The following is a 25,970-nucleotide window of genomic DNA, read 5'->3' on the forward strand; positions in this document are numbered from 1 at the left end:
GTTTCATGGGGTTGAGCTATCTTTATATTACTGCCTTAGTGGAGGTGAAGTATTATGATTTGGGATACTCTCGAACGTGTAAATAAACTTCGCAAGGAAGCAATGGAGGATCCAGAGTTTTTGGATTCAGCAAAAATGCATGAGGAATGGCTTTTAAGCGAAACTCATAATCAATCGAACAAAGGAGCAAAAGAGAATAAACCGAAAAAACTATCTGACATTTATGAAAATACGGATTTTCCTATCAACCCAACTGGAACCAAACATTAACAATGATGAACTGCAACACGGCTAAGGCTCTTAACCAAAAAGCTATAAGTCGATTACACATACCAGCCTTAAGCCACCAATAAAAAAGCCACTTTCAACGAATCGAAAGTGGCTTTTTCTTTTCTTGCTAGCTTCTTTACCATTAGCAACGAAAGCTAATCGTTTTCAAACCTAGTTATTGATTAGGCTTAATCCGCTTGGTAACGCATCACCAAACACACGCTTAGATTCACTCTCAGAAAGCTCAGTCACTTCACTCACTAGTGTTAACCATGAGTCAGGTACCTTGCTTTGCTTAAGCTTCTCAATCACTTGATTGCGATAGTCGTCAGAGATATCAAACTGACGGTCACCGGTTTTTCGACAAATCATCACCGCTGCGAAGGCGATCATCTGCTCTTTCTGCCAGTTCTGTTCAAGCAGTTTTGGTAACCACTGTTCAGCTTGCTCTCTAGGAATTACGCTGTGTTGGCTGCCATACAAAGGCGTTCTTGATGCTAATCGTCCTAGCGCCCACCAGTGAGCCTGTTCAAATTGGTTATGGTTGATCGCTTTGCTTAAGAACCAACTTGCCAGCAGCACTTTGTCTTCAACCTCAAGTTGCTCAAGTGACGCCGCTAAACGGACCATGGCTTCATAACCATTATCTTGCGCATCTTTGGCTGTCTTAGGGTTCTTCATTGCACCTGGGTGAAGGTATTTAGCGATGTCAGCCAAGATACTCTCTTGCTGCTCTTGGTTTAGCCCACCAGCGACACGACGCCAGAATACCCACCAGTCTGTCCAGCCTTGGTGGTTCTTGAACTGAATGTTCTGTTGGTAAAGGCCCCAAATCTGTTCGATACGCCATGAGTCAGTCGGATCGCCAAAGCCAGGACGTAGCGAGTATCCCGCCAAACGTAGCCAGTTCTTCTCGTGTGCTTCTGAGCGGCGACGACGTTTACGACCTAATGAGAAGGTATCAAATAGATGACGAAGGGTCGTGAAGTCCCATTCATCGCGTTTACCTAGTCGCTTCTCAAGATCTTTCGATAGTGTTTTGATCTCTTTCGATTCAGCACTCTTCTTGTTGCCGCTGTACAGGCGAGAAATCAACTCCTTACACTCTTCCAATCTTGGGTGAAGCGCGGAGGTATCAGATTCATCGCCTTGCTTGTTTCTTACTTCAAACTCAAGCAACCAACGCTTAGAGTCATCTTCTATACTCACACACTCCATTTTCAATGTGCCGACTTCGGTTAACTGACAAGCGAGCAGTACTTCAACACGCTCTTTTTGGTTGGCTTGAAGTTCTGCAGTACCTGAGCCTTCCAGCGTAGAAATATACGGTGGGAGAGGGGAGAACAAGTCGGCATCCACATTGACCATCACACCGTTTTGAATGGCGGTGTCATGAGCAATTTGATCGTGTGTTGAAGTCAGAAGATTAAATCGTACTGGCTCACCTAAAGTCAGCGAGAAACGACGGCTGTTCAAGCGTATCTCTTGGCCTTCTTCGGTTCCTTTGGCAAGCAGACAAAGCGCTTTACCCATCTTGTTTTTCTCTTGCAGATGCAAGAAGTAAGAACGGGCAGCACCGCCACCGATTTTCAGCTGTGCACCGCGGCGTGCTTTACCAAAGGCAACCGCGCCAAGGGCAACAGACCAATCTGGATGAGGGTTATCAAGCACTGTGATAGGAGAACCGTTCCAGTTGCCCAGTAGCTGAGTAATTCGCTCTGTTACCAGTTCACTGTTAAACACACCACCATTGAGCAGCACGCCAACTGGAATTGCAGGTTTGGTGTCATCGAACTCAATAGAGTCTGAGTTTTCCAATGCGGCTTTAGACACTTGTTGGTGCGTTGCTAGGAATTCTGCAACGTGCTTACTCACCGCAGGGTCAGCCACGTAAGGCAGACCAAACTCAACCACAGCACTGCGGCGTTTGTCGGGTGTTTCAGTAAACTCAGAAAGCGGGAAGAAACCTTCCAATGCGATTTGATGGACTTCTTGTTTAGTTAAACCAATACTCTTAGTACCGCCAAGCAGTTTTGAACCGCTGCCCAGCATGGTGATCTTTACATCATCGGGCGCATTGGCAGAAAGCAGGCTCTCTTTTGCGGCGCGAGTCTGTTGAATCAGTTTGGTTAGGCTAGAGGCATTCAGCTTTTTGTTTTGATTGAAGCGTTGCTCTGCAAGGTGGGCAAGGGCTAAATCGAGGTTATCACCACCAAGCATCAAGTGTTCACCAACACCAATACGGTCGAGTGCGAGCTCGTTATTACCGTCGCTGTTCGCATCGAATTTGGCTTCAATTAAGCTTAAATCGGTGGTACCACCTCCAACATCACACACTAGAATCAGTGGGATTTGTTGAAGTTCATCTGCTGCGGTTTGTTGGTGACGGGCATACCAGTCATAACAAACGGCTTGCGGCTCTTCGAGTAATAGAATCTTACCTAAGCCCGCCAGTTCTGCGGCTTCGAGTGTTAGCTTGCGTGCTGTCTCATCGAAGGAAGCAGGAACGGTAACCACAACATCTTGGTCTTCAAGCTTGTTGCTCGGGTTACGGTAGTTCCATGCTTGGCGAATGTGGTTGAGGTAGCTTGCACTCGCCACAACTGGCGAGACTTTATCGACATCTGCTGCGCCTGCCCAAGGCAGAATGTCGGAGTTACGATCCACCGCTTGGTGTGACAGCCAACTCTTAGCACTCGATACTTGGCGGCCTTCAACCTTAGCGCCTAATTCACGTGCCCATTCACCGACGATAACGTTCTTAATATCGCCTTCAACGGGGCTTGGTTCCCACGGCATTGTCAGGTCAGAAGGGGATATTTGACCTTGTGCTGGGTGGTAACGAAAGGATGGGAGTAAGGGCTTGCGAACCACTTCACCGGGGCCGATGAGTTGGTCAATATCGAAAAGAGAAACGGGAGCATGTTGTAGGTCGTCGTTGATTTCACAGTAAGCGACAACCGTATTGGTTGTACCTAAGTCAATGCCGACTAAAAAACGAGGAGTTGCCATACAAAACCTTATTCTTCCAGAGTGATGACCAGTTTTTTGATAGCTTTGGTCTTATTGTTGTTATTCGTAAACGTCATTCCTGAGAAACAGGCAGGACTAGATTGAGAAATGCATTGATAAAGTAACGGCACCCGCTAAGGTGCCGTTGATTCATTATGCTTGTTCGTTTGAGTCGTTATTCGAGTCTTCACGAACATCGAACTCAACGTGCCACTTCTGACCGTTGTCAGTAGCAATCGCTTCTAGGTGTAAGGTGCCTAGCTCAGTAACGCGAGAAGCCAAAGTCACTGGAACCACTTCACCTTCGCGACGGCCTTCAGAAACCGGCAATGTCACTTGGATTTCAGGAAGCTCATCAAGCTCTTCAGGCGCCCAGTGATCAAGGTGCGTACCCGCTTCATCTTCACGACGAATGGTTGAACCGAAGAACTGGAAGTGTACTGGCTGACCAATCACTAGACCGAATTCTTGGCTAGGTACTTGTACGCTTGAACCTTCTTCCATACCAAATGGTGCAACACACAAAGCTTCCATCGGAGGAGCCATACCTGGGATAGCTGGCATCGCGCTTTCAATTCCTACGTAGTAAGAAGAAGCGATACCACCGCGGATACGAACGCCTTGGCCACGACGAACTGCGCCGTAGTATGAAGCGCCACTTGCAACCGCTAGGTCTAAATCTAAACCTGAAAGCTGTTTTGCGAACTCTTCGTCAGCATTGATCAACCATTCGTTGATCGTATCTGAAAGACGATCAGCAAGTAGGTTCGATTTTAGAACACCACCATTGAACAGGATTGCTGTTGGCTTGATGAAGTCTGCCGCTGGCGCTTCTGACCCTTGCGTACCGGGCATACCGGGCATGTTTGCAAACGGGTTGAAATCTTGCTGAGCCGTTTCGCTATTTCCAGAAAGCGCGTTCGCTTGCTTAGAAAGGAATGCGGCAATGTGACGAGTAATACCTGCGTCTTGAGCGTAAGGCAGACCCATTTGAGTCAGTGCGCCACGCGTCTTTTGTACAGGGTGCTCAGTTACAGCAACTTTAGGGAAGAAGCCGTCCACTAATGTTTGTTGAACTTCTTGCTGAGTCAGTTCTGTTTTCAGTGTTGCGCCAAGCAGTTTAGAACCACGGCTTGGAACAACGATAGGCACAGATTGCAGTTCAGCATCGTTAAGCAGTGCTTCTTTCGCATCACGACATGCGTGAGTCATTGCTTGAACCTGCCAAGGAGCCAGTTCTTTGCCTTCTTGCGCCAGTTTCATCTTCAAGCGGTAAGCCAGTGCTAAGTCCATGTTGTCGCCGCCAAGTAGGATATGTTCACCTACTGCGATACGGTTCAGGCTTAGGTTGCCGTCATCTTGTGTTACTTCAACTAACGAAAGGTCGGTTGTACCACCACCGATATCGACAACAAGAACGATGTCACCAACGTTAACTTCATCACGCCATGTGTCGTTGCTGTTATCAATCCAGCTGTACAGAGCCGCTTGTGGCTCTTCAAGAAGCGTTAGGTGAGCGAAACCAACATTACGTGCAGCTTCTGCTGTTAGGTCACGAGCCGCAGGATCAAACGAAGCTGGAACCGTGATCGTTACATCTTGGTCTGCCAGTTTGTGTTCTGGGTTTGCGTGGTTCCATGCGTCTTTAAGATGCTCAAGGTACAATTCAGTTGTCTTAAGCGGAGATACTTTTTCAACTTCTTCAGGGCTGCCTGCAGGAAGGAAAGCATCGCGACGGTTAACACCACCGTGGCATAACCAAGATTTTGCACTTGCTACCAAACGGATAGGGGTTTTAGAACCAAGGTTACGAGCAATTGCACCCACTAGCGCTTTTGGCTCTGAAGACCAAGGAAGAACGCGAGAGCCCGCATTCATTTCATGTTCGTGCGGTTGGTATAGGAACGAGCCAAGTTGGCTGCGAGTTTCTACTGTACCTGGCGCCGTCAGTTGAGGGATTTGCATCACCTCAACGCGAGCGTCTTCATTGCTTGTGTCTATGTAAGACAAAACGCAATGTGTAGTACCTAAATCGATACCAACACTGAACTTGGGTACCTGGTTTTGCTCTTGAGAAGATGGCTCTTGAGCTGAATGACTTTGGTGTTCCATTATAGCTCCACCTCTGCCGGTGCAATTACAGATGCATCGTAGTTTTCAGCAAGCTTAGGCAGGTTCATGTCAGTTGCTTTCCAACCTTTGTGAACCAGTGTGCCGTTGAATGGTGCATTGCCCGTTACGTTGCCAGTTAGGCGAATTTCTTGAGGGTTGAAACCTTCAGCGATAGTGATACGTGTTTCTTCATCTTCAGTGCGGATGTGAGACAGCGTTACGTAATCAGCCAATACTTTTTGACCGCCAGTGTGAATAACACGAGCTGCTGCGCCAACTTCTTCATCAGAGAATGACGTTAGGTCTTCTTTTAAGAAGTCGATAAGGCGCGCTTCTTGCTGCATGATAGACAGTAGCTGCATTGCAGAGTCTGTTGGTGCTGTAGCAAGCTTAGATTCAACTTCTACTACTTTTTCGATCACACGTTCAACTTCTACTACTTTCTCTACTTCGACAATTTTCTCAACTGGCTTTTCAACTTCAACGACCTTTTCTACTGGTTTTTCTACGACTTTCTCAACCACTTTGGTTTTACGAGAAACGGCAATTAACAGTAGTAAAACGCTTGATGCAGTTAGGCCTGCGTGAAGCATATCAAACGTTTGTGGGATTAGGTTCAAATCAACGATCATAGTGATTTCTCTTTAAAATTGATTTAACGGTATATTCGTCGGTTTAAAGGAATATACAGGTTGGAAAGAAACTCAGTGGCATAAGGCCGAAATGGTCACTTTCAAGCTATAAATATGGGTGGATACTAGCATATTCAAGGCTTAAGGGCTTTATTTAATGTTTTCAATAAACTGGCTTTTTGGTGAGTTAGCTTGAAAGTTAATCGAGATTTGTTGGTTTATTAGCCGTAAATGTCCATGGGTTGTAAATAGTGTTAGTTTTATCCCATTGTGAGAGTCAAAGATAAATAGAGCCTAGCATTCCGGCAGTGTATACTTTCGACTCAAAATAACATCATATGGGAAGCTGTATGCCCCACACTACCGACCCTATAACAGGGTTGAAGAAACGAACTTTGCCGTTAGTTGTCTTTTTTGCCACATTTTTGATGACGGTGTTGTGTTTTGTTTTGGTTGCGGCGAATCAAAATAGGTCTTTGAATGAGAATCTGGATAGCTTTGCTCAGCATCAAACGCTCAGTTTAAAAGCGTTTATTGATAACGATGTCGCTTATATCGGTTCCGGTGCAAATTTTTTCTATTCTAATGATGTCGATAGTCGGGATCGATTTGATCGTTTTGCTCAGCAAACGATTAACGGTTCGAAAAGCCTGATCGGATTGCAGTGGATGCAAAAAGTAGCGGTAGAAGATATCGCCGAGCATACCGCCAAAATGAAAGCTCAATACCCATCCTATAGAATGTTTACTATCCCTAAACATGGGCCAAAAACTTATGGTTATGTCTTGGATGGCGAGCCCGTATTTATCGCGACAGATATTTATCCGAATGATCCAGTGAACAACGGTGTTTTGGGTTTTTACTCTTCTCGTGAGCGGTTTAACCTGGTCATTGATAACATTAAAAAAACACGTGAAGCGAATATTTCAGACAAAGTTCGTCTGTTGCAAGACGGTTTAGACAGCAACACACCTAAGAGCGGAATGTTGGTGTATCACCCTGTCTTTGAGGGAGAGAGTGACAACTTACTCGGCGTTGTAATTGGTGTTGTTCGTACCACATATTATTTTGAGAAACTTCTGGCATCTACTGTCGGCGATATGGACGTTTATGTGCGTGTTACCGATAGCGGTTTTGAAGCTGAAGATGCCCCGATAATGTTCGAAACCAATGGTTATGAAGCGGTAACTGGGCAGCACATTACAAAGACGATTACATTAACTAACCGTGAATGGATTATCGACTTCAAGATAGATGCATGTATTTCATTTAATGGTTACTTAGTGTTGGCGGGAATCGGCATAGTTGGTACCACTATCTCATTGCTGCTTGCTTATATTGTGAACCTGCAAATTAGAGAGAAAGAGCGCTTATATCGAATGATTGATGAAAGAACAGAAGAACTTCGCTTTCTTGCCAATCATGACAGTTTAACGGAAATTTATAATCGCCGAGCTTTTAATAAGATGCTTGGTCAATCGATACAAAGCGATAAGCCGTTTAGCTTAATAGTGTTTGATGTTGATAAGTTTAAAGAGATCAATGATAAGTTTGGGCACCCAGCCGGTGATGCGTTACTTATCCATGTGATTAAGGTTATCTCAGTGAGCTTGAAGTCTGGAGATAACCTATTCCGGATGGGAGGGGATGAGTTCGGTATCATTTCGAGCATCACTGAACATGACTCATTGTCTCGCTATTTAGAATGTATTTTAGATACGGTGAGTGAGTCTCATTGCGAGCATTCTGGCCAGCTATTGAGTTGCACTCTAAGCATCGGGGCTACCATCCGCACTAATGAAGACATTGAAGCGCTCCTTCAAAAAACTGACAGCATGTTATACCTAAGTAAGTCAAATGGCCGAAATCGAGTCACAATTGCAGGCTAAATGAGCACTTGATGCAACTGGGGTCGAGTTCTTTATTAGGCTCATGTACAATTTCACGAAATTTTTGACGAGAGAATTAGGCGACGTATGAATCACAATCGAGTGGTGTGTTTCGATTTGGAAATGTGCTGTTGGAGCGAAGACGGTGTAGGAACAACAGGGGAGATCATTGAAATTGGTCTTGCTGAGATCGATCTTGTATCTGGAACCATCGTGAAGCGCGCGCAATATTACGTTAAGCCCGAAAAAGACGAAGTCTCTCTATTTTGCGCCGAGTTAACGGGCATTACCCCTCGTAAAATCGAAAAGCAGGGTCGCCCATTAGAGTCTGTTATCAAGTCGATGATTAAGAACTTCGGTGGCCCAAAGAAAATCTATGCAGCGTGGGGACGCGACGATCTTATCTTACACAAAGAGTGTATTGAGAAAGGCATTGAACCTCCGTTTAGCGAGTTCTTAAACATCGCAACGCTTTACCGTGTTCAGAATCGCTTGAAAGACAAACGCATTGGTCACCGCGCTGCTCAAGAAGCCAAAAATATTGAGTGGGAAGGTCGTCAGCACTCGGGTTATGTCGATGCTTATAATCTTGCGAAACTCACATTAACTATGTTGTAGCTAAATTTTTAGCTCCTCTCAGCCCTGTTTAGTCAGCTTTCAGTTTACCGATTCAAAAAAGCGACCGGTTTCTTAACCCGTCGCTTTTATTTATTTCAGTTTCCAATTCATTATTTCAGGCACTAATTTTCGCCTAAAACACTTAACTTACTCTTGATGAAGTCACAGTGGTCGACGTAGAGCAGTTCTGCTGTTTTACGGATCACAGAATCTTCGATAGGGTCAATTTCCCCGTCGGCATGCGCTACTTCCCACATCGCTTTGATTAAGTCGATTCGCACTGGCTGAGATAGGTCTCTGAGTTGCGATGTAAAGTCATACAGCGATACTGATTGCTCTACTTTCGGCTCTGCTTGCGCGAGCAGTACCTTTGCTTGTTCTTCATCTAAATCCAGCAAACGCTGCAGAAGCTGTAGCTTAGCGACTCTTTCTGATTCATTGATCTGATGGTCGGCACCCGCGACTTCACACAACAAACTCGCGATGGCGATATTAGGTGATGTGCCTTGGTTTTTGCTTAGGTCCTGGCCTTCAATCAATTGTTTAAACATTGATGTGAGAGAATTGAACATAACGAGCTCCAGTTAAAATTTGTATCGAGTTCCGTAACGCTGATAGCTATCAACTATAACCATAACCATAACCATAACCATAAGCATAAGCATAACTATTGGGTCTACAGAGTGTGATCGCAAGCGTCTTTACTAAAAACTGACATTACGGATACGCGAGCGATAAGGAGCATTTTATCAATCGGGCTCTGGGAAACGGGTAATTTTACCGTCGCCACTGAGTGTCGTGATCGATTGCGGTTTCCCATCAGTGTCTAGCCTCAATTCTCCAATCGCACTGCGGTTTGAAAGGCGATAGAAGGTCTGATTGTCAGGGCTTCGCTTTTCGATCTTCAAGCGTTTACGCTTAGTGAAGTAGTTCAAAACTGAGCGAGGGCTGTATAACAGGCGGTCCCATACATCGCAGAATTTAAGCAGCGGAGCAGGGAACTGATTTTTAATACCACTGCAGGTGATTTGATAGATGTTCGGGCTGTTGCGACGATACCTAAGCTTGATGTCATAAGCGAAGGAGTAGTGAACATCGCCAGAAAGTACCACGAAGTTGGTCGGTGTTTTGGTATGGGTAAAGATGCTAATCAGCGTATTAGCACTGCCCGGATGTGCCATCCAGTTTTCAGCGTCAATCACTAATGGCTTGCCGATTGTGGTCGCCATCTTTTGCAGTGTTTCAATAAACTTCACGCCAAACATCGGTGCAGCAGAAACGATCACCACTTTATCTTGATTCATTAACTGATGTTGAAACTCAATCAAGGCTTCCCAGTCCATTAAACCTGAAGGCTTGTTCATGCGTGACTCTGAACGCCAACGACGCGTACGAGTATCCAACACAATGACTTTGGGTGAGGTATCTATTGTGTAATGCCACTCTTCAAAGCGACTCAGCATCTCAATAAAGGCTTGATGCTTGTCTGGCTCGATGTTGCCAATAGAGTGAGTAGTCGCTGCATTGCCGGCTTCATTATGAGTTTGTTTACTAATGCGCGGTTGTTTAGTAATGAGCGGTTGAGCGACAAAAAGCTGTTTTGCTTGCTCGATAAACGTTTCATCGAAGCTCTCCGGTTTGTTACCCCAACCTTGACACATCCAGTAAGCCGCAAGGCCGTTACCAATGACTTGGGTCGCGAACTGGTTTTGGTCGACGGCATGCTCCCAACCCACGGTAAGGTTCCAATCATCCGTCACATCGTGATCATCGAAGATCATGTACGTTGGAATATGCGCGAACAGACGTTGCACTTGCGGTAAGCCAGCAATGAAATCATCCATGATGACGCTTTCATCACGCCATTGTTGCTGCTCAGTCGGTGTTAATTGGCGTCCACCTTGAGTGAAGTTATTCTCAATTAAACGCTCTCGATTGACGCATTGCCACAGTGTCGGAGACCAAACCAATAAGTACATCGCGATAAACTCAGACAGCGTGACCAAGTGGTTTTCACAAGCGGTAGAGCTAAAAATCGGCACGCCACGGTTCGGGAATAACTTATCGATCATCGATTCTGAAGCTGTGTGGTGCGGCAAATAGTGATGACGCTGGTATAAGTGGTATTCACTGTTATACAGAGCGTCACTGTTGTTGATTTGTTTAATTTGCGAGTCAGTCGGTAAGCTTTCGCCTACAAGGCCAAGCAGGTGAATCACTTGTTGAATAGCATCAAGTGTTGGGCCTGCCACATGGTCGGCGTAGATCTGATCGCCGCTCATCATCAGCATGTCGGGTCTTTCAGCGACGGTTTGATCGGCCATCTTGTTATCGACTGCAACTAGGCTGTCTTTGCTTGGATGATGCGGGTTGCGGCACGAGCCATGAAGAATGTAATCAGCTGAGGTCGATATCTTAAACTCAACGCGAGATTTACCGTTGTAAACAAGGTGAGGGGCGAGCTCTTTTAGTGAACCTGACTCTGTGTGAATGTCATATTCAAGCAGCGTATTAGTCGGAAACTCACCTTGTAAGCGAATTAGCGTTATCCACGCATGTGTACCGATTTGAATCGAATCATGTTCTTCAAGCGATGAGGTATAAAACGGCTGGTCTTGTGCTGCTTCAGAATCGTCTATTTCTTGAGTATGAAGCTCGGCTCTGCCTGTAAGAGGCGAGCTGGTGGCTAACCAAAGTACCACTTCAGTCGCGGTGGTTTTTCTTAAAATGGGTCCGGCGAGTAACAGGGGAAGAGATGATGTCGTAGAGGGTTTCAATACGGTACCTAAAATCGTTGGTGGCTAGTCGTCGTGGTGTTCTTTTGTTTCGATCTTATTTGTGTCTGGCTTTGTGGTTTCAAGCGTTGATGCTTCAAGTTCTACTGAGTCAGATTCTGTTGTTTTAAACTCTGCAATCTCAGGCTCTGCCATTTCAGATTCTGTTGATTCAAGAACTTCGATAACTTCTGAGCTAGAAAGTTCATGGCCCATTAGAAATATTGCCAATAGGGCATCGGCTTTGGTCTTGGTATCGGAAGGCTCGTCTAATAACAGTTCGAGCTTTTCTCGAATCATAGCAATCTCGTGCTCAACAAAGCCACGGCCTTCTTCATCCCCTTGATTGTCTTCAGGGGCATTATCGAATTCAAGAAATAGCATGTCACCGTCTAGGTTGGTATCCACCAAACGCTCAGGCAACCACGCCTCACCCATAACAATATCTGGATCGGAATCTTTGGGTAAGTGATCTATAATGTTTTGTAATTCGGAGACTTTCACAATACTTTCATTTAACCGAGAATATTCTACATTGTAACGGTCAATGCCGAGCAAACCTAAAAATAGTTAGCCGTCATGGTTAATAAATGTCTAATCAGTAAAACAATATTTTTTTCAAAGAGTAATTACACAAGAATGAAGCTCAAATATTTACCGACTCTTCCTTCATCTGGATTGGTTTTACTAGGTAGCGCTTTCCTAAGTGGCATTTTCGTAAGTGCTAATGCGTGGGCCGCTGAAGAGCAAGAGTGGGGCATCGCTGCAATGTTCCGTACAGCAAGCATCCCTTATGACACGTCTGGTGGCGACCAATCGGTTAGCTCATTCGTACCGATGCTGTTTTTCAAGAACGATTATGTGTTTATTGACGGTACTGAGATGGGGGCATACCTCTATCAAACTGACGATGAGAAGTGGTCTTTCAATGCTATCTCTCGCATGCGCTTTATTGATATTCCTGCATCTGAGCAGAACGCGATTGAAGGCGATACGGCGGACTTTGGTGCTCAACTGACCTACCAACTTGATGATTCTTGGTCTGTCGAGACGGAGTTAATGAGCGACAGTGAATACAACTTCCACGGTAACTTACGAGCTAAAGCCAAGTATGAAACTGGAGATTGGGAGTTTTACCCGAGCGCGACGCTGCGTTATAAAAGTGCTGATTTCAACAGTGAGTATTACTCCGCATCTAATGAAACCATTGGTGCTGGTGTTGACTTAAATGTTGGTGTTGAAACGCGTTACCATGTGGTTTCTAACTTGTACTTATTGGGTTCAACCAGTGTGACTCGATTGGACGATAACGCTTACGATTCTTCGATTGTTGAAGACCGTTATCAGGGGGAATTGTACCTTGGCTTTGGTTTCTTTAACGACAAAGAGAAAGCGCCAAAACCTAAACTGAGCAATGCGCCGTACTTACGTGTCGCACACGGCTGGGGAACGCCATCCAATATTGGCGACATCATGAAGTTCAATCGAGAGAAAGACGAATACAACAACCAGTTGACCTCGTTCTTCTATGGACACCCGTTAACCGATGAGATCTTCGGTTTGCCACTGGATATCTATTTAACCCCAGGTATTGCGCACCACTGGAGCTCAGACGTTCAATCAAGCAGCACCGAATACATTATCGCAATCAAGGCGTACTACACTTTTGATTGGCCAACTCAGTGGCGTGTTGGTGTGGCAGAAGGTATGTCTTACATCGATTCGATTACCTATATCGAAGGCTCTGAGATGGACCGTAAAGGTTACACCGCAAGCCATCTATTGAACTACTTAGACTTCTCATTCGATGTCAACGTTGGCGACTTGATTGGTAAGAATGACTTGAACAACTTATGGTTCGGTTATTCATTGCATCACCGTTCTGCAATCTTTGAAAAATCCTCTCAGTATGGTCGTATCAAAGGCGGTAGTAACTACAACACGGTTTACTTCCAATATGAGTTTTAAGCGCAGTTTTTAACGTTAGCTTTAAACCAGAGTTGACTAAGTACGAATTACATTTGACCGCGCTTTCATAGCTCCTGCGAGTGTTAGCGAGATTAATCAGCCTGATAGCTAAAGGTTTTCCCTTTGCTGTCAGGCTTTTTTGTTTGAGACTTGTGATATAATCGCGCGAGTTTAATAAGTACAAGAATAGGACACGCTTTGACTTCGTCTCCGGAAAAAGCAGATAACAACAAGAATGCAGCACAGCCAAGTTCTTCACAGAGCAAAGCGAAACCAAACCAAGCTGCATCGAAAAAATCTGCTGAACAATCAGCGAAAAACAACAAATCATCTCAGAATAGCCCAGCCTCTCTTCGTAAAGCGCTCAACGAATGTATGATACGCGATCGCTTCCGTTTGAGTAAGCGAATTGCTGGTGCGAGCAAAATTAAGAACGAACAAGCTAAGCACGCTGTCTTTGATGAGATTGCGTTAGACATTGCTAAGTCGATGATGACGGCAACTCAGCGTGCGGCACAGAAACCAACGATTGAATACCCAGAAATTCTCCCGGTTAGCCAAAAGCGCGAAGACATCGCGAAAGCCATCGCTGAAAACCAAGTGGTTATCGTGGCGGGTGAAACGGGTTCGGGTAAAACCACTCAGCTACCAAAAATCTGTTCTGAGCTTGGCCGCGGCCGCTTTGGCTTAATTGGTCACACTCAGCCCCGTCGTCTTGCGGCGCGTTCGGTTGCGAACCGTATTACTGAAGAGATGGAAACACAGCTGGGTGAGTTCGTTGGTTATAAGGTTCGATTCAACGACCAGATTTCTGACAATACCCAAATCAAACTGATGACCGACGGTATTCTACTGGCGGAGATTCAACACGACCGTTTCTTAAATCAGTACGACACCATCATTATCGATGAAGCGCACGAACGTAGCCTGAACATCGATTTCATCATGGGTTACCTGAAAGAGTTACTGCCAAAGCGTCCTGATCTGAAAGTGATCATCACGTCGGCAACCATCGATCCAGAGCGTTTCTCTAAGCACTTTAACAATGCACCGATCATTGAAGTGTCTGGTCGTACTTACCCAGTTGATACGCGTTACCGCCCATTAGGTGGTGATGAAAGTGATTCAGACCGCGACCAAATCGAAGGCATCTTTGAAGCCGTTGATGAGCTGTGTGATGAAGGCCTTGGCGATATCTTGATCTTCATGAACGGTGAGCGAGAAATTCGTGATACCGCAGATGCATTAAGTAAACGCAACCTTCGTGATACCGAAATTGTCCCGCTTTACGCGCGTCTATCGGCGGGTGAGCAGAACCGTATCTTCCAGTCTCATACTGGTCGACGCATCGTTCTGGCAACCAACGTGGCAGAAACCTCGTTAACCGTTCCGGGCATCAAGTATGTTATCGACCCGGGTACGGCGCGTATTAGCCGCTACAGCTATCGTACTAAAGTACAACGTCTACCGATTGAGCCAGTGTCTCAAGCGAGTGCAAACCAGCGTAAAGGTCGTTGTGGTCGTGTTGCAGAAGGTATCTGTATTCGTTTGTACTCTGAGGAAGATTTCGAGTCACGCCCAGAGTTTACTGACCCAGAGATTCTTCGTACTAACCTAGCATCGGTTATCCTTCAGATGACAGCGCTAGGCCTAGGCGATATTCAAGCGTTCCCATTTGTTGAAGCGCCCGATAAGCGCAACATTCAAGACGGTGTAAGGCTGCTTGAAGAGCTTGGTGCGATCGCCACCGTTGAACCGTCAGCGAACAAAAACAAGAACCACGGCGACGACAAGAAGAAGCTAACCGCGATTGGTCGTAAGCTGGCAAAACTGCCTATCGATCCACGTTTAGCGCGTATGGTAATTGAAGCGCCACGTAACCGATGCCTACACGAAGTGATGGTGATCGCGTCTGCGTTGTCGATTCAAGATCCGCGTGAGCGTCCATCAGATAAGCAACAATCGTCTGATGACAAGCACAAGCGTTTCTTCGATAAAGAGTCTGACTTCATCACGTTTGTGAACTTATGGGATTACATCAAGCAGCAGCAAAAAGCATTGTCGAGTAACCAGTTCCGCAAACAGTGTAAGCAAGATTACCTCAACTATTTACGTATCCGTGAATGGCAAGATGTGTACTTCCAAATTCACCAAGCAATGCGTGAGCTAGATACTAAGTTGAATACAGAACCGGGCAGCTACGATGGCATTCACATGTCACTGCTATCAGGTCTGCTTTCGCACATCGGTATGAAAGACCAAGAGAAGAATGAGTATCAAGGTGCACGTAATGCACGCTTCCACATCTTCCCTGCGTCTGGCCTATTTAAGAAACAGCCTAAGTGGATCATGTCTGCGGAGCTGGTAGAAACCTCAAAACTTTGGGGCCGTGTTATCGCGAAGATTCAACCTGAATGGATTGAACCGCTAGCGAAACACCTGATTAAACGCAGTTACAGCGAACCACATTGGTCGAAGAAACAAGCAGCGGTAATGGCACACGAAAAAGTGATGCTTTACGGAATCCCAATCGTACCTAAGCGCCTTGTGAACTACGGCGCGATTGATGCCACCGTCAGCCGTGAGTTGTTTGTACGTAGTGCATTAGTAGAAGGTGAGTGGGAAACCAAACATACGTTCTTCAAACAGAACCGCAAGCTCCTGCAAGAAGTGGAAGAGCTTGAGCATAAATCGCGTCGTCGCGACATCTTGATCGATGATGATGAACTGTTCGACTTCTATGATCAACGTGTTGGCGAAGAGGCAGTGTCAGGCCGTCATTTTGATACGTGGTGGAAGAAGACCAGTCAGAAAACTCCTGAGCTGCTTAACTTTGAAAAGTCGATGCTGTTCCGAGGCGATGCTAGCCACGTTACTGATTTGGATTATCCGAACTTCTGGCACCAAAACGGTATTAAGTTGAAACTGAGCTACCAATTTGAACCAGGTGACGATAACGATGGTGTAACGGTACACATTCCGCTGCCTATCTTGAACCAGATCGACCAAAACGGTTTTGATTGGCAGATCCCAGGCCTGCGTCAGGAACTGGTGATTAGCCTAATTAAGTCACTACCTAAAACGCTACGCCGTAACTTTGTACCTGCGCCAAACTACGCAGATGCATTCTTGGCACGTGTGACACCGCTTGAAGCACCGTTACTGGATTCTCTTGAGAAAGAGCTACGCCGCATGACGGGTGTGGAAGTGGTACGTGATGACTGGAAGTTAGACCAGATTCCAGAGCACTTAAAGGTAACATTCCGCGCTGTAGATCATCGCAAGCGTAAGCTGAAAGAACAGAAAGATCTGCATGAGTTGAAAGAGAGCCTGAAAGACAAGGTTCAAGAAACGCTTTCTAAAGTGGCAGACGACGATATCGAGCAGCAGAACCTGCACACGTGGAGCTTTGGTGAATTACCAAAAGTCTACCAACAGAAACGTGGTGGCTACGATGTTAAAGCCTTCCCTGCGCTGGTGGATACCAAAGACAGCGTAGAGATCAAACTGTTCGAAACCGAGCAAGAGCAAATCTCGGCAATGAAATCGGGTCAGCGTCGTTTAATCTTGTTGAACGTGCCATCACCGATCAAATACTTGCACTCGAACCTGCCGAACAAATCGAAACTTGGCTTGTACTTCAACCCATACGGACAGGTACTCGATCTTATCGATGACTGTATCGCTTGTGGTATTGATAAGCTGATTGAAGAGAAGGGCGGTTTGGTTTGGGAACCAGAGCAGTTTGAAGCTCTGAAAGAACACGTACGTGCAGAGCTGGGTGATACCGTAGTAGAGATTGCTCAACAGGTTGAAACCATCCTAACCACGGCATTCAGCATCAGTAAAAAGCTGAAAGGACGCGTGGATCTTTCTATGGCATTCGCACTTTCTGACATAAAAGCTCAAGTAGAAGGTTTGATTTTTAAGGGTTTTGCCACAGAATGTGGGTGGAAACGCTTGCCGGATATTCTACGCTATATGAGAGCGATTGAACGCCGCATGGAAAAACTGCCAATTGACCCGAACAAAGATCGTCTTCACATGATCAAAGTTGAGTCAGTAATGAATGATTACAAAGAACTGCTGAATAAAATTCCAAAAGGGATCGCGGTTCCAGAAAATGTAAAAGAGGTGCGTTGGATGATAGAAGAGCTTCGTGTAAGCTTCTTCGCACAGCAGCTCGGTACGCCTTACCCAGTATCAGATAAGCGTGTTAAAAACGCGATTGATGCTTGCTAAAGGAATAAAGCTAGACGCAATGGCAAGGTTTGGGTATAAATCTTGCTTATTGCATTACTAATTGAATAGTTATTACATACAGGGCGACTTGGTGGCAATTTATTACCACTCAAGGCCTGCCACTAGGACGAAAAAGGTCGAATATGAAAAAAACGTTATTGGCACTAGCACTACTAGGTGCATCTTCAACAGCAATGGCTGATTCTTGGTTGTACGGCGGTGTAATGGGTGGTCAAAACTCATTCGCTGGTGAAGATGAAAACGCGGTGGGCATCCACGTAGGTACAGGTATCCTTCCACTAATCGGTGTTGAAGCGGGTTACTGGGATCTAGGTTCTTTCGGCAGCGTTAATTACGGCAACCGCGATCTTAAGAATTTAGACGCAAGCACTGCTTACCTAGCGATTAAACCAAGCATCGATTTTGGTCCTCTTCACGTATACGCGAAGGGTGGTCTTCACTCTTACGAGCTTAAAGCTGATGGCTTCAAGCAAGACGATGTTGATATCATGTACGGTGTAGGCGCTGAATACTTCATCTTTGGTCCACTATCTGTAGGCGCTAGCTACCAAAACTTCAAAATGAAAGATGACGACTCTGGCGTATTCACGCTAAACGCAACTATCCACCTACTGTAATTACTTGCAGTCAGTGACAGACGTACCGTTGGTCACGGATATTTGTAGAGTTCGTAAGAATTCGTAAAAAATGCCAGCTTGATAGCTGGCATTTTTGTATCTGTTAACCGTGTAATCGCTACTCTGTTTTCTTATAACAGATAGCAAGCGGATGGTTATTTTTTACTGTTCAGAATACGCTGAATTCTTGGGTTAATCGCTTTACCGTGTTTACTTTCGTACTCTTCACGTTTTAAATCGTTCAGGTTCTTTACAGAGTTAGCGGCAAGAAGGAATTCTGGTAACTCAGTTTCAAGCATGCCTTTCTCATCTAAACGTTTTGCTTCCAAGTAGTACTTCTTAAACAGACCATCCAGCTTGTTTTCAGCCGTACGCTTCAAGTCATACAGTTTGTTCTGAATCAGCCATTTTTCAATTTTGTTGGCAGCGGTGCGAGACAACACACGGATACGGCTATCCAGCAACTCTTCTTCAGTTAAAGAATCTTTCAGGATCCACAGCTCACCCATTTGCGGCGGCCAGCTGTTGCCAAGCTGAATACGTTCGTGGCAGTGCATTAAAACGCGGTTAAGGCCGTCTGAATCAACAGAGTTGGCAAACTCAATGAACTTACCGCTTGGCTCACTACCGTACTGATATTCCCACTGCGTTTCGTACACGCTCAAGAAAGAGCCGAACACGTGAATACACCAATCGGTTAGTTCCAGCTCTGCAGGATCTTGATCAACAACAGGTACTTGTTGAGACGCACCAGAATCCGCAGCTTGTTCAGCCGCTACTTTCACTTCGGTACTTTGCGCTTCAATCACTTCAGGTACTAATGGACCTGTAGCGTCAGGTACAACAGGTTGAGCTGGCTCAGAAGGTTGGCTTTTTGCCTTTTTGAATGAGCTGCTGCCTGAAGCGTTCAGATGGGCTAAGCTTTTGTCTATACCCATTTCCTTGAGCTTGTCCTGCATTTCCTGAATATTGAGAGGTCTTCTGCTGTTGTTGTCTTTCATTTTGCTTCTCGTTAACTAGCCAGTACTGCAGCTTGGATTCAATCCGAGATAATGGCATTAATTCATTGGCTTTGGCTTTATACCAGAGGACAAATTTCTTCCATACTAAACTATGGTCACCGGTCAAACCGGAGAATTTAAACGCACGTTCTGCCCATGATGGTATCTCTTCTTCGTTGAGATCATGAGTAGAGACGGTGTTGCTGTTCATTGAGCCTCGACCTTGTGGGCGAGGGGCCTGCTGCATGTGTTGCATTGGTGCCGGAGCAGGCTGAAACTTAGGTGCAGGTGCAGGTGCAGGTGCAGGTGCCGTAGAGTAGACCGGAATACTATTGGTCGGTTGAACCTCAACGTGCGCCGCAGTTTGCTCTTGCTCAATGAGCATTTTGAAAACGTGAATCTCTTTTTTATCCCGATAATCTACTTTTACCTTATCGAGAAAACCTTGGTCGACTAAACACTTAAGACAGTCGGCTAAACCAAACGTAGAGAGAGCACAAAGTTGACCTGCTGTTTGTAGGCACACATTGGTGTAGCCGAATTCGTCAGCACCGTCTGCAAGCATCAATAAAACCAGCTTTTCTGCAGGGCTAGAAGTATTCACTTGCCAAGCTAAATAAGAATATTTGGCGCTCAATATCGTGTTCTCAAAAAAGGTAAGTCGTTGTCACTATTGTAAGTCACCCCTTACCGAATTTATAGCAACTTAACAGAAAACGGCATTAGTAAGCCAAATATTGACCATAAGGAGACGTCTGCCCCATAAAGTAAGCCTACAGTCATTCATTCTTGTGGTTTAAGCTAGGAATCATTGGGCATGAATACGCATAGCAGCTTAAAGTGCCTACATTCTTTGTTAGGTTAAGAATGCCCAATTCGCGTCCACATTCTGTTGGTCACAATACAGGTCTTCTTTTAAAGTCTTCTCTTTAGGTCAACTATTGATGATTTTCTTAGCTATATCCCATTTATTCTCTTTCCATTCACAAAATGTATTTAATTTATAAAACCCCTTGATATGATCAATACTTGCGCTATTATGACGATAAGTCAGAAATGACGAAGCGTCACAAAATGGTTAACTACATGAATTTACTATTCGTGTTAATATATTGGATAGGAGTGTTTTAAATACTGGCGAAGCTTAGATAACGGCTAAGCTCATATACGGACTAAAAAATTATGTTTGGCTTTGGTTGTAAAGGCGATAAACAAGGTATCTTTGGTTGCAAAGGCGTGTTGTCTAAAAAGCAGCAGTCTATTGCAGACCGAGAAGTAGAGTTGATGTTGTTAGCAAAAGATCTGGTTCGAGAACAAGGGTTCGGAAACCTCACGATGGACAAGCTAACGGCAGCGAGCTCTTATTCTAAAGGTACGATATACAATCACTTTTGCAGCAAAGAAGACGTCGTTTTAGCGTTATGTATTCACTCTCTCAAGACAGAAGCAATGATGTTTGCTCGCTCTGGAGAGTTTGAAGGCAACACACGTGAAAAGATCGTCGCATTGCACGTTGCTTACCGAATCTATGCTCGCATGGAACCGGTACTATCAACCTGTGCGATCATGGCTAAAAGCCCGTGGGTACTAGAGAAAGCGTCTAGTGCACGCGTCGCCGAGATGAATGAACTGGAAGAGTTGGTGATTGAACAATGCGACTCTATGGTTAACCAAGCGGTAGAAGCGGGTGACCTAAAGTTCTCTTCTGGCGTTGGCTCAGATGCCATCGTTTTTGCTAACTGGTCAATCGCATTTGGTTCAAATGCCTTGTCACAGAACGCATCAAACAGTCATTGTATTAAGCGGTTACAAGACCCGTATTCAGTATTACACAACGCGAACATGATTCTAGACGGCCTAAATTGGCAGCCCCTTTCTAGTGACTGGGATTACCGTAAAACTTGGCGTCGTGTAGAACAAGAACTGTTCAGTGAAGAGATCGCTTACTTAGAGTCTTTAGGTCGATAGCTTCCGTTAAGCCCACACATGTGGGTTTATTAATAACCATTTTTGACGATTCGTCACAAACTTGAGACTGACCGACTGTGGTTGCTGTTTTCTTGAGTGTTTGACTAAGTATTGTGTCTTTTGTCAGCTTCGGCTGGCTTTTTATGACACAAATATGAAGAATCGTCACAAATGGAGACTGTGATGAAACATGACAGCCAGAAGCCCACGTTCGATCAGCAAAACCGAGATAACCCTAATGCCGATAGCGCAAACACAGATCTAAACAGTTGGCACTCAATACCTACCAAGCGTTCGTTTATCGTTCTGCTGGTGGTGTTTTCAATCATCATTCTCTCTGCATTAGGGGCTAAGAACCTCTACTTTAGAGGGGACTACAACATCTTCTTCGAAGGCACCAACAAGCAGTTGATGGCGTTCGATGAAATCCAAACCACCTTTGCAAAAACCGACAACCTTGCGATTGTTGTCGCACCTGAAGATGGCAATGTCTTCACCCCTGAAACTCTCACCCTGATTCAAAATCTCACGGTTGATGCGTGGCAGATCCCGTATTCAAGCCGTGTCGATTCCCTTGCTAATTATCAGCACACCGAAGCCATTGAAGATGATCTTTTGGTAGAAGACTTGCTGTATGAAGAGTACGAACACACACCAGAACGCATCGCCAAAGTAAAACAGATCGCCCTTAACGAGCCGTTGCTTAAGAATGCCTTGGTGTCGGCCTCTGGCGATGTGACGATTGTGAACGTCACCGTGCAACTGCCAGAAGTGGACAAAACCGCAGAAGTGCAAGAGGTGATTGCGGCAATCAATACCATGATCGGCAAGTACCAAGCTCAGTATCCTAATGTCGAATTCCATAAAGCGGGCATCATAGCCATGAACAACGCATTTATGACTTCGGCTCAACAAGACAGCTCAACGCTCGTTCCCTTGATGCTGTTGGTGGTACTGGTGTTCCTGACCTTTATGCTGCGCTCGTTCTTTAGTGTGGTGGCGACGCTCATTGTGATCATCTCTTCGATTGTTGCCACCATGGGATTGTCTGGTTGGGCAGGGATGTTCTTGAGTACCGCAACCGTGAATGTGCCAACCTTGGTTTTAACTTTGGCGGTGGCCGATTGTGTTCACGTGATTGTGACCATGAGACAAGCTATGCAGCGCGGTATGGAGAAAGCACAAGCCATTCAATACAGCATCAAGCTCAATGCGATGCCGATTCTGATCACCTCGGTGACCACTGCGATTGGTTTCCTGATGATGAACATGTCGGACTCACCAGTGCTGCGTGATTTCGGTAACTTATCGGCACTGGGTGTACTTATTGCGTGCTTCTTGTCTGTGACTATGTTGCCAGCGTTGCTAAAACTGCTGCCAGTCAAACGCCTACCTGCCAACCCTAAGGCGGCAGACAAAGTCACCTTCATGGATAAGCTGGGCGATTTTGTCGTAACTAACCGTAAAGCACTGCTGCCGATTTCTACGCTAGTGATTGTTGGCGCTGCCGCGTTAATTCCGCTCAACAAAGTCAACGATGAATCGGTGAAGTATTTCGATACCTCAAGTGAATTCAGACAAGCGGCTGACTTCATGGAAGAGACCGTAAGCGGCATGACAACCCTCAGTATCGCAGTGAAAACTAACGAGTCTCAAGCGATTGCTGATCCTGTGTTCTTGCAAGCAATTGGTGACTTTACTAAGTGGCTACGCGTTCAACCAGAAACTGACCATGTGGCAACGCTTTCTGATGTTTATATGCGTTTGAACAAGAATATGCATGCCGACGACGACAGCTACTACAAGCTACCGCTGAACCGTGAACTTGCCGCGCAATATCTGCTGCTTTACGAAATGTCTCTGCCGTACGGCTTGGACTTGAACAACCAGATCAACGTCGATAAATCATCGATCAAAATGGTACTCACCGTCGATAACCTTGGCAGCGTTGAGCTAGTCGAACTCGAAGAGCGCATTTACTCATGGTTTGCAGCCAATGCACCGCAATATGAAGTGGTGGCTTCGAGCCCGTCACTGATGTTTGCTCATATTGGCGAAACCAACATGGCGAGCATGCTATCAACTTTGCCTATCACCCTAGTGCTTATCTCTGGCTTGATGATCTTTGCATTGCGCTCGGTTCGCTTAGGCATGATCAGCCTAGTGCCCAACATTGCGCCTGCGATCATTGGCTTTGGTTTATGGGCGCTTATCTCAGGTGAAATCAACCTCGGTTTGTCAGTCGTGGTCACGCTCACGTTGGGTATCGTGGTTGATGATGCGGTGCACTTCTTGAGTAAATACCAGCGCGCAAGAATCGAAGGGAAATCAGCAGAAGAAGCGGTTCGATACGCTTTCCACACCGTAGGTCGCGCTTTGTGGATCACCACTGTTGTGCTAGTGGCCGGTTTCTCTGTACTGGCGATGTCGAGCTTCAGACTCAACTCCGACATGGGCTTACTCAGCGCGATTGTGATTTTCATTGCGCTGGTGGTCGATTTCATCTTGCTACCAAGCTTACTGATGATCTTCGACAAACAGACCCACTATTCAGCTAAAACTCAGCACGAATCAAAGCCAGATACCAAGTCGCAGCCTAGATCGACAGCCGAACTGACTACTTCGACCAAATAAGGAAACGTCGGCCTGCTGCGGTGGGCTGACTCAAGGAGATATTTATGAAAAGCGTTAAACAAACATTCGCTACTACATTACTTACTGTTAGCTCGTTGGCACTGAGCACATTCGCCGCTTTCCCAGCATTAGCAGACCCAGCGAAAGGCTTAGAAATTGCCGAGCAACGTAAAGCGGTCGATGTCGGGTGGGGCGATTCTGTCGCAACCATGGAAATGCTACTTCGCAACAAACAGGGCGAAAGCAGTACACGTCTGATGCGATTGAAATCTTTGGAAGTCGATGACGATGGCGACAAAGGCTTAACCATTTTTGATGAACCACGCGACGTAAAAGGCACGGCTTTCCTAAACCATTCGCACATCACCAAATCCGATGACCAGTGGTTGTATCTTCCTGCACTCAAGCGTGTAAAACGCATCTCTTCACGCAACAAATCTGGCCCGTTTATGGGCAGTGAATTTGCGTATGAGGACTTAAGCTCGTTTGAACTTGAAAAGTACACCTTCAACTACATTGAAGACGCGAAACTGGAAGGCGTAGACACCTTTGTTTTAGAGCAAGTACCGACCGATAAAAACTCAGGCTACACCATGCAAAAGGTATGGCTAGACCAACAGCACTACCGCCCAATGAAAGTCGAGTTTTACGACCGCAAAGGCGCACTGCTTAAAACTCTATCGTTCCAAGATTACAAACAGTACCTAAACCAATACTGGCGCGCACACACCATGGCGATGCAAAACCATCAAACAGGCAAAAGCACCGTATTAACCACGACAGATTTAGTGTTCCAGACCGGTCTTAAAGACAAGGATTTCCAAAAGAACACACTAAAACGTGCGAAATAAGGCAGGAATATGAAAAGGATTGTGGCAACAGGAACCCAATTATCCTTAACCTTGGCGGCGACCGTCGGGCTTATGCAGGTGTCGTTGCCTTGTGTGGCGGCAGGCTTTAGCTCTGAGTTCGTAGAACAGGTCACCCCAGAGCTAGCAGGGCAGGTTAACCTTGAACATAGGCAGTTCTTTAGCGACGGCTTACAAGGGCAAGACAAAGGACAAAGCTCACTGGTGTTGCAGCCAGAGTTTTACTGGGAGCAACAAGAGGGCAACGGCAGCATTACCTTCACCCCGTTTTATCGCCTAGACAGTGAAGACGATGAACGAACTCATGGTGATATTCGCGAAGCCTTGTATTTAACCTATTGGGATGATTACGAACTGCGAGCGGGTGTTGGAAAGGTATTTTGGGGCGTAACCGAATCGGCGCATTTAGTGGATGTGGTAAACCAGACCGATGCCATTGAATCGGTCGATGGCGAATCCAAGTTAGGTCAGCCTATGGTGCACTTCACCTCGATAAAAGAGTGGGGCACCATAGACGCCATGTTACTGCCGTATTTTCGTGAGCGTACCTTCGCAGGCGAAGACGGTCGATTAAGGCCAACCGTGCCAGTATCGGACGATGCGCTTTACGAATCTTCACGAGAAGAAAAACACGTTGATGTGGCATTGCGTTACAGCCAAATGTACGGTGATTGGGATGTCGGTTTAAGCTACTTAGGCGGCACAAACCGCGACCCTTATTACCGTGTGGAAGGCAATCAACTCAAGCCATACTACGCCCAAATGCAACACTTCGGATTGGATGTTCAAGGCATTATCGGTGACTGGTTATGGAAGCTGGAAAGCATTTATCGCGACAGCTACGACAACCATACCGGCGTGGCGACAGGCTTTGAATACACTTGGGTAGGGGCGCTTGAATCGTACTGGGACATCGGCTTCATCGCTGAATACCTGTATGACAGCCGAGGCAACAATGCCCAAACCATCGGCCAAAATGATGTGTTCCTTGGGGCACGTTTCGCTTTGAACGATGAAGACGGCACCGAAGTGCTTACTGGTATCACTCAAGACTTAGATAACAGTAATGTCTACAGTGCCAAGCTAGAGGCATCGAGCCGTATTAACAACAATCTCAAGTGGCGACTGAATGCTTGGTTGTTTGAGGACGAAACCCCAGAGGACTTGTTGTTCTTCGCACGCAAGGATGACTTTGTTGAGATGGCGTTGGAATATTATTTCTAATGTTAGCTTCGTGGGGCGTTCCTGTTGGGGGGGACGTCTCAAATTTAAGATGAGCCATATTTAGAATGTTCAAAGTCGTCTTTTTATAAAGTGGATCAAACAATCGAATAAACCTACAG

The 25,970-nt window shown here is 45.8% G+C and carries 18 protein-coding genes; 10 read left to right on the plus strand and 8 right to left on the minus strand.

What is annotated here, in order from left to right:
• The first annotated feature begins 54 nt into the window (after window positions 1-54).
• Entirely contained in the window at window positions 55-270 is a 216-nt protein-coding gene (locus tag AB6E54_RS02120) for a hypothetical protein (RefSeq protein WP_017065431.1), read from the plus strand.
• Between the two features lie 171 nt (window positions 271-441).
• On the opposite strand, the gene AB6E54_RS02125 is transcribed toward AB6E54_RS02120, so the two are convergent.
• The 3 genes from AB6E54_RS02125 to AB6E54_RS02135 form a co-directional block, all read right to left on the minus strand.
• Window positions 442-3,282 (minus strand): Hsp70 family protein, encoded by a 2,841-nt coding sequence (locus AB6E54_RS02125; protein ID WP_017067721.1) that lies wholly within the window; start codon window positions 3,280-3,282, stop codon window positions 442-444.
• 153 nt (window positions 3,283-3,435) lie between these two features.
• Window positions 3,436-5,394: an Hsp70 family protein gene (locus tag AB6E54_RS02130; RefSeq protein WP_372106225.1), complete on the minus strand. Its 1,959-nt coding sequence runs from the start codon at window positions 5,392-5,394 to the stop codon at window positions 3,436-3,438.
• The gene (locus tag AB6E54_RS02135; protein ID WP_017060436.1) at window positions 5,394-6,026 is read right to left on the minus strand and encodes a DUF2760 domain-containing protein; all 633 of its coding nucleotides are present in this window, start codon (window positions 6,024-6,026) and stop codon (window positions 5,394-5,396) included. The genes AB6E54_RS02130 and AB6E54_RS02135 overlap by 1 nt, the downstream gene beginning before the upstream one ends.
• A 350-nt stretch (window positions 6,027-6,376) precedes the next feature.
• Here AB6E54_RS02135 and AB6E54_RS02140 point away from each other — a divergent pair, with 350 nt between their 5' ends.
• Together AB6E54_RS02140 and AB6E54_RS02145 are read left to right on the plus strand one after the other, a co-directional pair.
• Complete coding sequence (locus AB6E54_RS02140; protein ID WP_102333207.1) at window positions 6,377-7,915, plus strand: sensor domain-containing diguanylate cyclase; 1,539 nt, start codon at window positions 6,377-6,379, stop codon at window positions 7,913-7,915.
• Window positions 7,916-8,002: 87 nt separating this feature from the next.
• The gene (locus tag AB6E54_RS02145) at window positions 8,003-8,533 is read left to right on the plus strand and encodes a 3'-5' exonuclease (RefSeq protein ID WP_017060438.1); all 531 of its coding nucleotides are present in this window, start codon (window positions 8,003-8,005) and stop codon (window positions 8,531-8,533) included.
• 122 nt (window positions 8,534-8,655) lie between these two features.
• On the opposite strand, the gene AB6E54_RS02150 is transcribed toward AB6E54_RS02145, so the two are convergent.
• The 3 genes from AB6E54_RS02150 to AB6E54_RS02160 all read right to left on the minus strand — a co-directional run bounded on the left by AB6E54_RS02150 (window position 8,656) and on the right by AB6E54_RS02160 (window position 11,865).
• Window positions 8,656-9,105 carry a TerB family tellurite resistance protein gene (locus tag AB6E54_RS02150; RefSeq protein ID WP_017060439.1) on the minus strand — a complete coding sequence of 150 codons (450 nt, stop codon included), beginning with the start codon at window positions 9,103-9,105 and terminating at the stop codon, window positions 8,656-8,658.
• 177 nt (window positions 9,106-9,282) lie between these two features.
• Window positions 9,283-11,310: a hypothetical protein gene (locus AB6E54_RS02155; RefSeq protein WP_102333208.1), complete on the minus strand. Its 2,028-nt coding sequence runs from the start codon at window positions 11,308-11,310 to the stop codon at window positions 9,283-9,285.
• Between the two features lie 24 nt (window positions 11,311-11,334).
• Window positions 11,335-11,865: a hypothetical protein gene (locus AB6E54_RS02160; RefSeq protein WP_029235374.1), complete on the minus strand. Its 531-nt coding sequence runs from the start codon at window positions 11,863-11,865 to the stop codon at window positions 11,335-11,337.
• An 81-nt stretch (window positions 11,866-11,946) separates the two neighbouring features.
• Between AB6E54_RS02160 and AB6E54_RS02165 the strand changes: the two genes are divergently transcribed.
• The 3 genes from AB6E54_RS02165 to AB6E54_RS02175 all read left to right on the plus strand — a co-directional run bounded on the left by AB6E54_RS02165 (window position 11,947) and on the right by AB6E54_RS02175 (window position 18,155).
• The gene (locus tag AB6E54_RS02165; RefSeq protein ID WP_017070881.1) at window positions 11,947-13,275 is read left to right on the plus strand and encodes a MipA/OmpV family protein; all 1,329 of its coding nucleotides are present in this window, start codon (window positions 11,947-11,949) and stop codon (window positions 13,273-13,275) included.
• 198 nt (window positions 13,276-13,473) lie between these two features.
• Complete coding sequence (gene hrpA, locus AB6E54_RS02170; RefSeq protein WP_372106226.1) at window positions 13,474-17,517, plus strand: ATP-dependent RNA helicase HrpA; 4,044 nt, start codon at window positions 13,474-13,476, stop codon at window positions 17,515-17,517.
• Window positions 17,518-17,660: 143 nt separating this feature from the next.
• Complete coding sequence (locus AB6E54_RS02175; protein WP_017065440.1) at window positions 17,661-18,155, plus strand: outer membrane beta-barrel protein; 495 nt, start codon at window positions 17,661-17,663, stop codon at window positions 18,153-18,155.
• A 155-nt stretch (window positions 18,156-18,310) separates the two neighbouring features.
• Here AB6E54_RS02175 and AB6E54_RS02180 read toward each other — a convergent pair whose 3' ends face one another.
• Together AB6E54_RS02180 and AB6E54_RS02185 are read right to left on the minus strand one after the other, a co-directional pair.
• The gene (locus AB6E54_RS02180; protein ID WP_372106227.1) at window positions 18,311-19,093 is read right to left on the minus strand and encodes a hypothetical protein; all 783 of its coding nucleotides are present in this window, start codon (window positions 19,091-19,093) and stop codon (window positions 18,311-18,313) included.
• Entirely contained in the window at window positions 19,014-19,793 is a 780-nt protein-coding gene (locus AB6E54_RS02185; protein WP_017068790.1) for a hypothetical protein, read from the minus strand. The genes AB6E54_RS02180 and AB6E54_RS02185 overlap by 80 nt, the downstream gene beginning before the upstream one ends.
• Before the next feature lie 545 nt (window positions 19,794-20,338).
• On the opposite strand from AB6E54_RS02185, the gene AB6E54_RS02190 reads away from it, so the two are divergent.
• From AB6E54_RS02190 to AB6E54_RS02205, 4 genes are all read left to right on the plus strand, one after another.
• Window positions 20,339-21,124, plus strand: coding sequence for a TetR/AcrR family transcriptional regulator (locus AB6E54_RS02190; protein WP_102333210.1), 786 nt, complete (start codon window positions 20,339-20,341; stop codon window positions 21,122-21,124).
• A gap of 171 nt (window positions 21,125-21,295) precedes the next feature.
• The gene (locus AB6E54_RS02195; RefSeq protein ID WP_372106228.1) at window positions 21,296-23,758 is read left to right on the plus strand and encodes an RND family transporter; all 2,463 of its coding nucleotides are present in this window, start codon (window positions 21,296-21,298) and stop codon (window positions 23,756-23,758) included.
• A gap of 44 nt (window positions 23,759-23,802) precedes the next feature.
• Window positions 23,803-24,609, plus strand: coding sequence for an outer membrane lipoprotein-sorting protein (locus tag AB6E54_RS02200; protein ID WP_017060448.1), 807 nt, complete (start codon window positions 23,803-23,805; stop codon window positions 24,607-24,609).
• A gap of 9 nt (window positions 24,610-24,618) precedes the next feature.
• Window positions 24,619-25,851 (plus strand): hypothetical protein, encoded by a 1,233-nt coding sequence (locus tag AB6E54_RS02205; protein ID WP_372106229.1) that lies wholly within the window; start codon window positions 24,619-24,621, stop codon window positions 25,849-25,851.
• Window positions 25,852-25,970: the final 119 nt, after the last annotated feature.

The sequence above is a fragment of the Vibrio sp. 10N.247.311.49 genome (assembly GCF_041467655.1).
Lineage (GTDB): Bacteria > Pseudomonadota > Gammaproteobacteria > Enterobacterales > Vibrionaceae > Vibrio > Vibrio crassostreae_C.

What these genes read in the sequence shown, in the direction of transcription:
- AB6E54_RS02120 (WP_017065431.1), top strand. Translation starts at nt 55, where the DNA reads ATGATTTGGGATACTCTCGAACGTGTAAATAAACTTCGCAAGGAAGCA.
- AB6E54_RS02125 (WP_017067721.1), bottom strand. Translation starts at nt 3,282, where the DNA reads ATGGCAACTCCTCGTTTTTTAGTCGGCATTGACTTAGGTACAACCAAT.
- AB6E54_RS02130 (WP_372106225.1), bottom strand. Translation starts at nt 5,394, where the DNA reads ATGGAACACCAAAGTCATTCAGCTCAAGAGCCATCTTCTCAAGAGCAA.
- AB6E54_RS02135 (WP_017060436.1), bottom strand. Translation starts at nt 6,026, where the DNA reads ATGATCGTTGATTTGAACCTAATCCCACAAACGTTTGATATGCTTCAC.
- AB6E54_RS02140 (WP_102333207.1), top strand. Translation starts at nt 6,377, where the DNA reads ATGCCCCACACTACCGACCCTATAACAGGGTTGAAGAAACGAACTTTG.
- AB6E54_RS02145 (WP_017060438.1), top strand. Translation starts at nt 8,003, where the DNA reads ATGAATCACAATCGAGTGGTGTGTTTCGATTTGGAAATGTGCTGTTGG.
- AB6E54_RS02150 (WP_017060439.1), bottom strand. Translation starts at nt 9,105, where the DNA reads ATGTTCAATTCTCTCACATCAATGTTTAAACAATTGATTGAAGGCCAG.
- AB6E54_RS02165 (WP_017070881.1), top strand. Translation starts at nt 11,947, where the DNA reads ATGAAGCTCAAATATTTACCGACTCTTCCTTCATCTGGATTGGTTTTA.
- AB6E54_RS02175 (WP_017065440.1), top strand. Translation starts at nt 17,661, where the DNA reads ATGAAAAAAACGTTATTGGCACTAGCACTACTAGGTGCATCTTCAACA.
- AB6E54_RS02180 (WP_372106227.1), bottom strand. Translation starts at nt 19,093, where the DNA reads ATGGGTATAGACAAAAGCTTAGCCCATCTGAACGCTTCAGGCAGCAGC.
- AB6E54_RS02190 (WP_102333210.1), top strand. Translation starts at nt 20,339, where the DNA reads ATGTTTGGCTTTGGTTGTAAAGGCGATAAACAAGGTATCTTTGGTTGC.
- AB6E54_RS02195 (WP_372106228.1), top strand. Translation starts at nt 21,296, where the DNA reads ATGGAGACTGTGATGAAACATGACAGCCAGAAGCCCACGTTCGATCAG.
- AB6E54_RS02200 (WP_017060448.1), top strand. Translation starts at nt 23,803, where the DNA reads ATGAAAAGCGTTAAACAAACATTCGCTACTACATTACTTACTGTTAGC.
- AB6E54_RS02205 (WP_372106229.1), top strand. Translation starts at nt 24,619, where the DNA reads ATGAAAAGGATTGTGGCAACAGGAACCCAATTATCCTTAACCTTGGCG.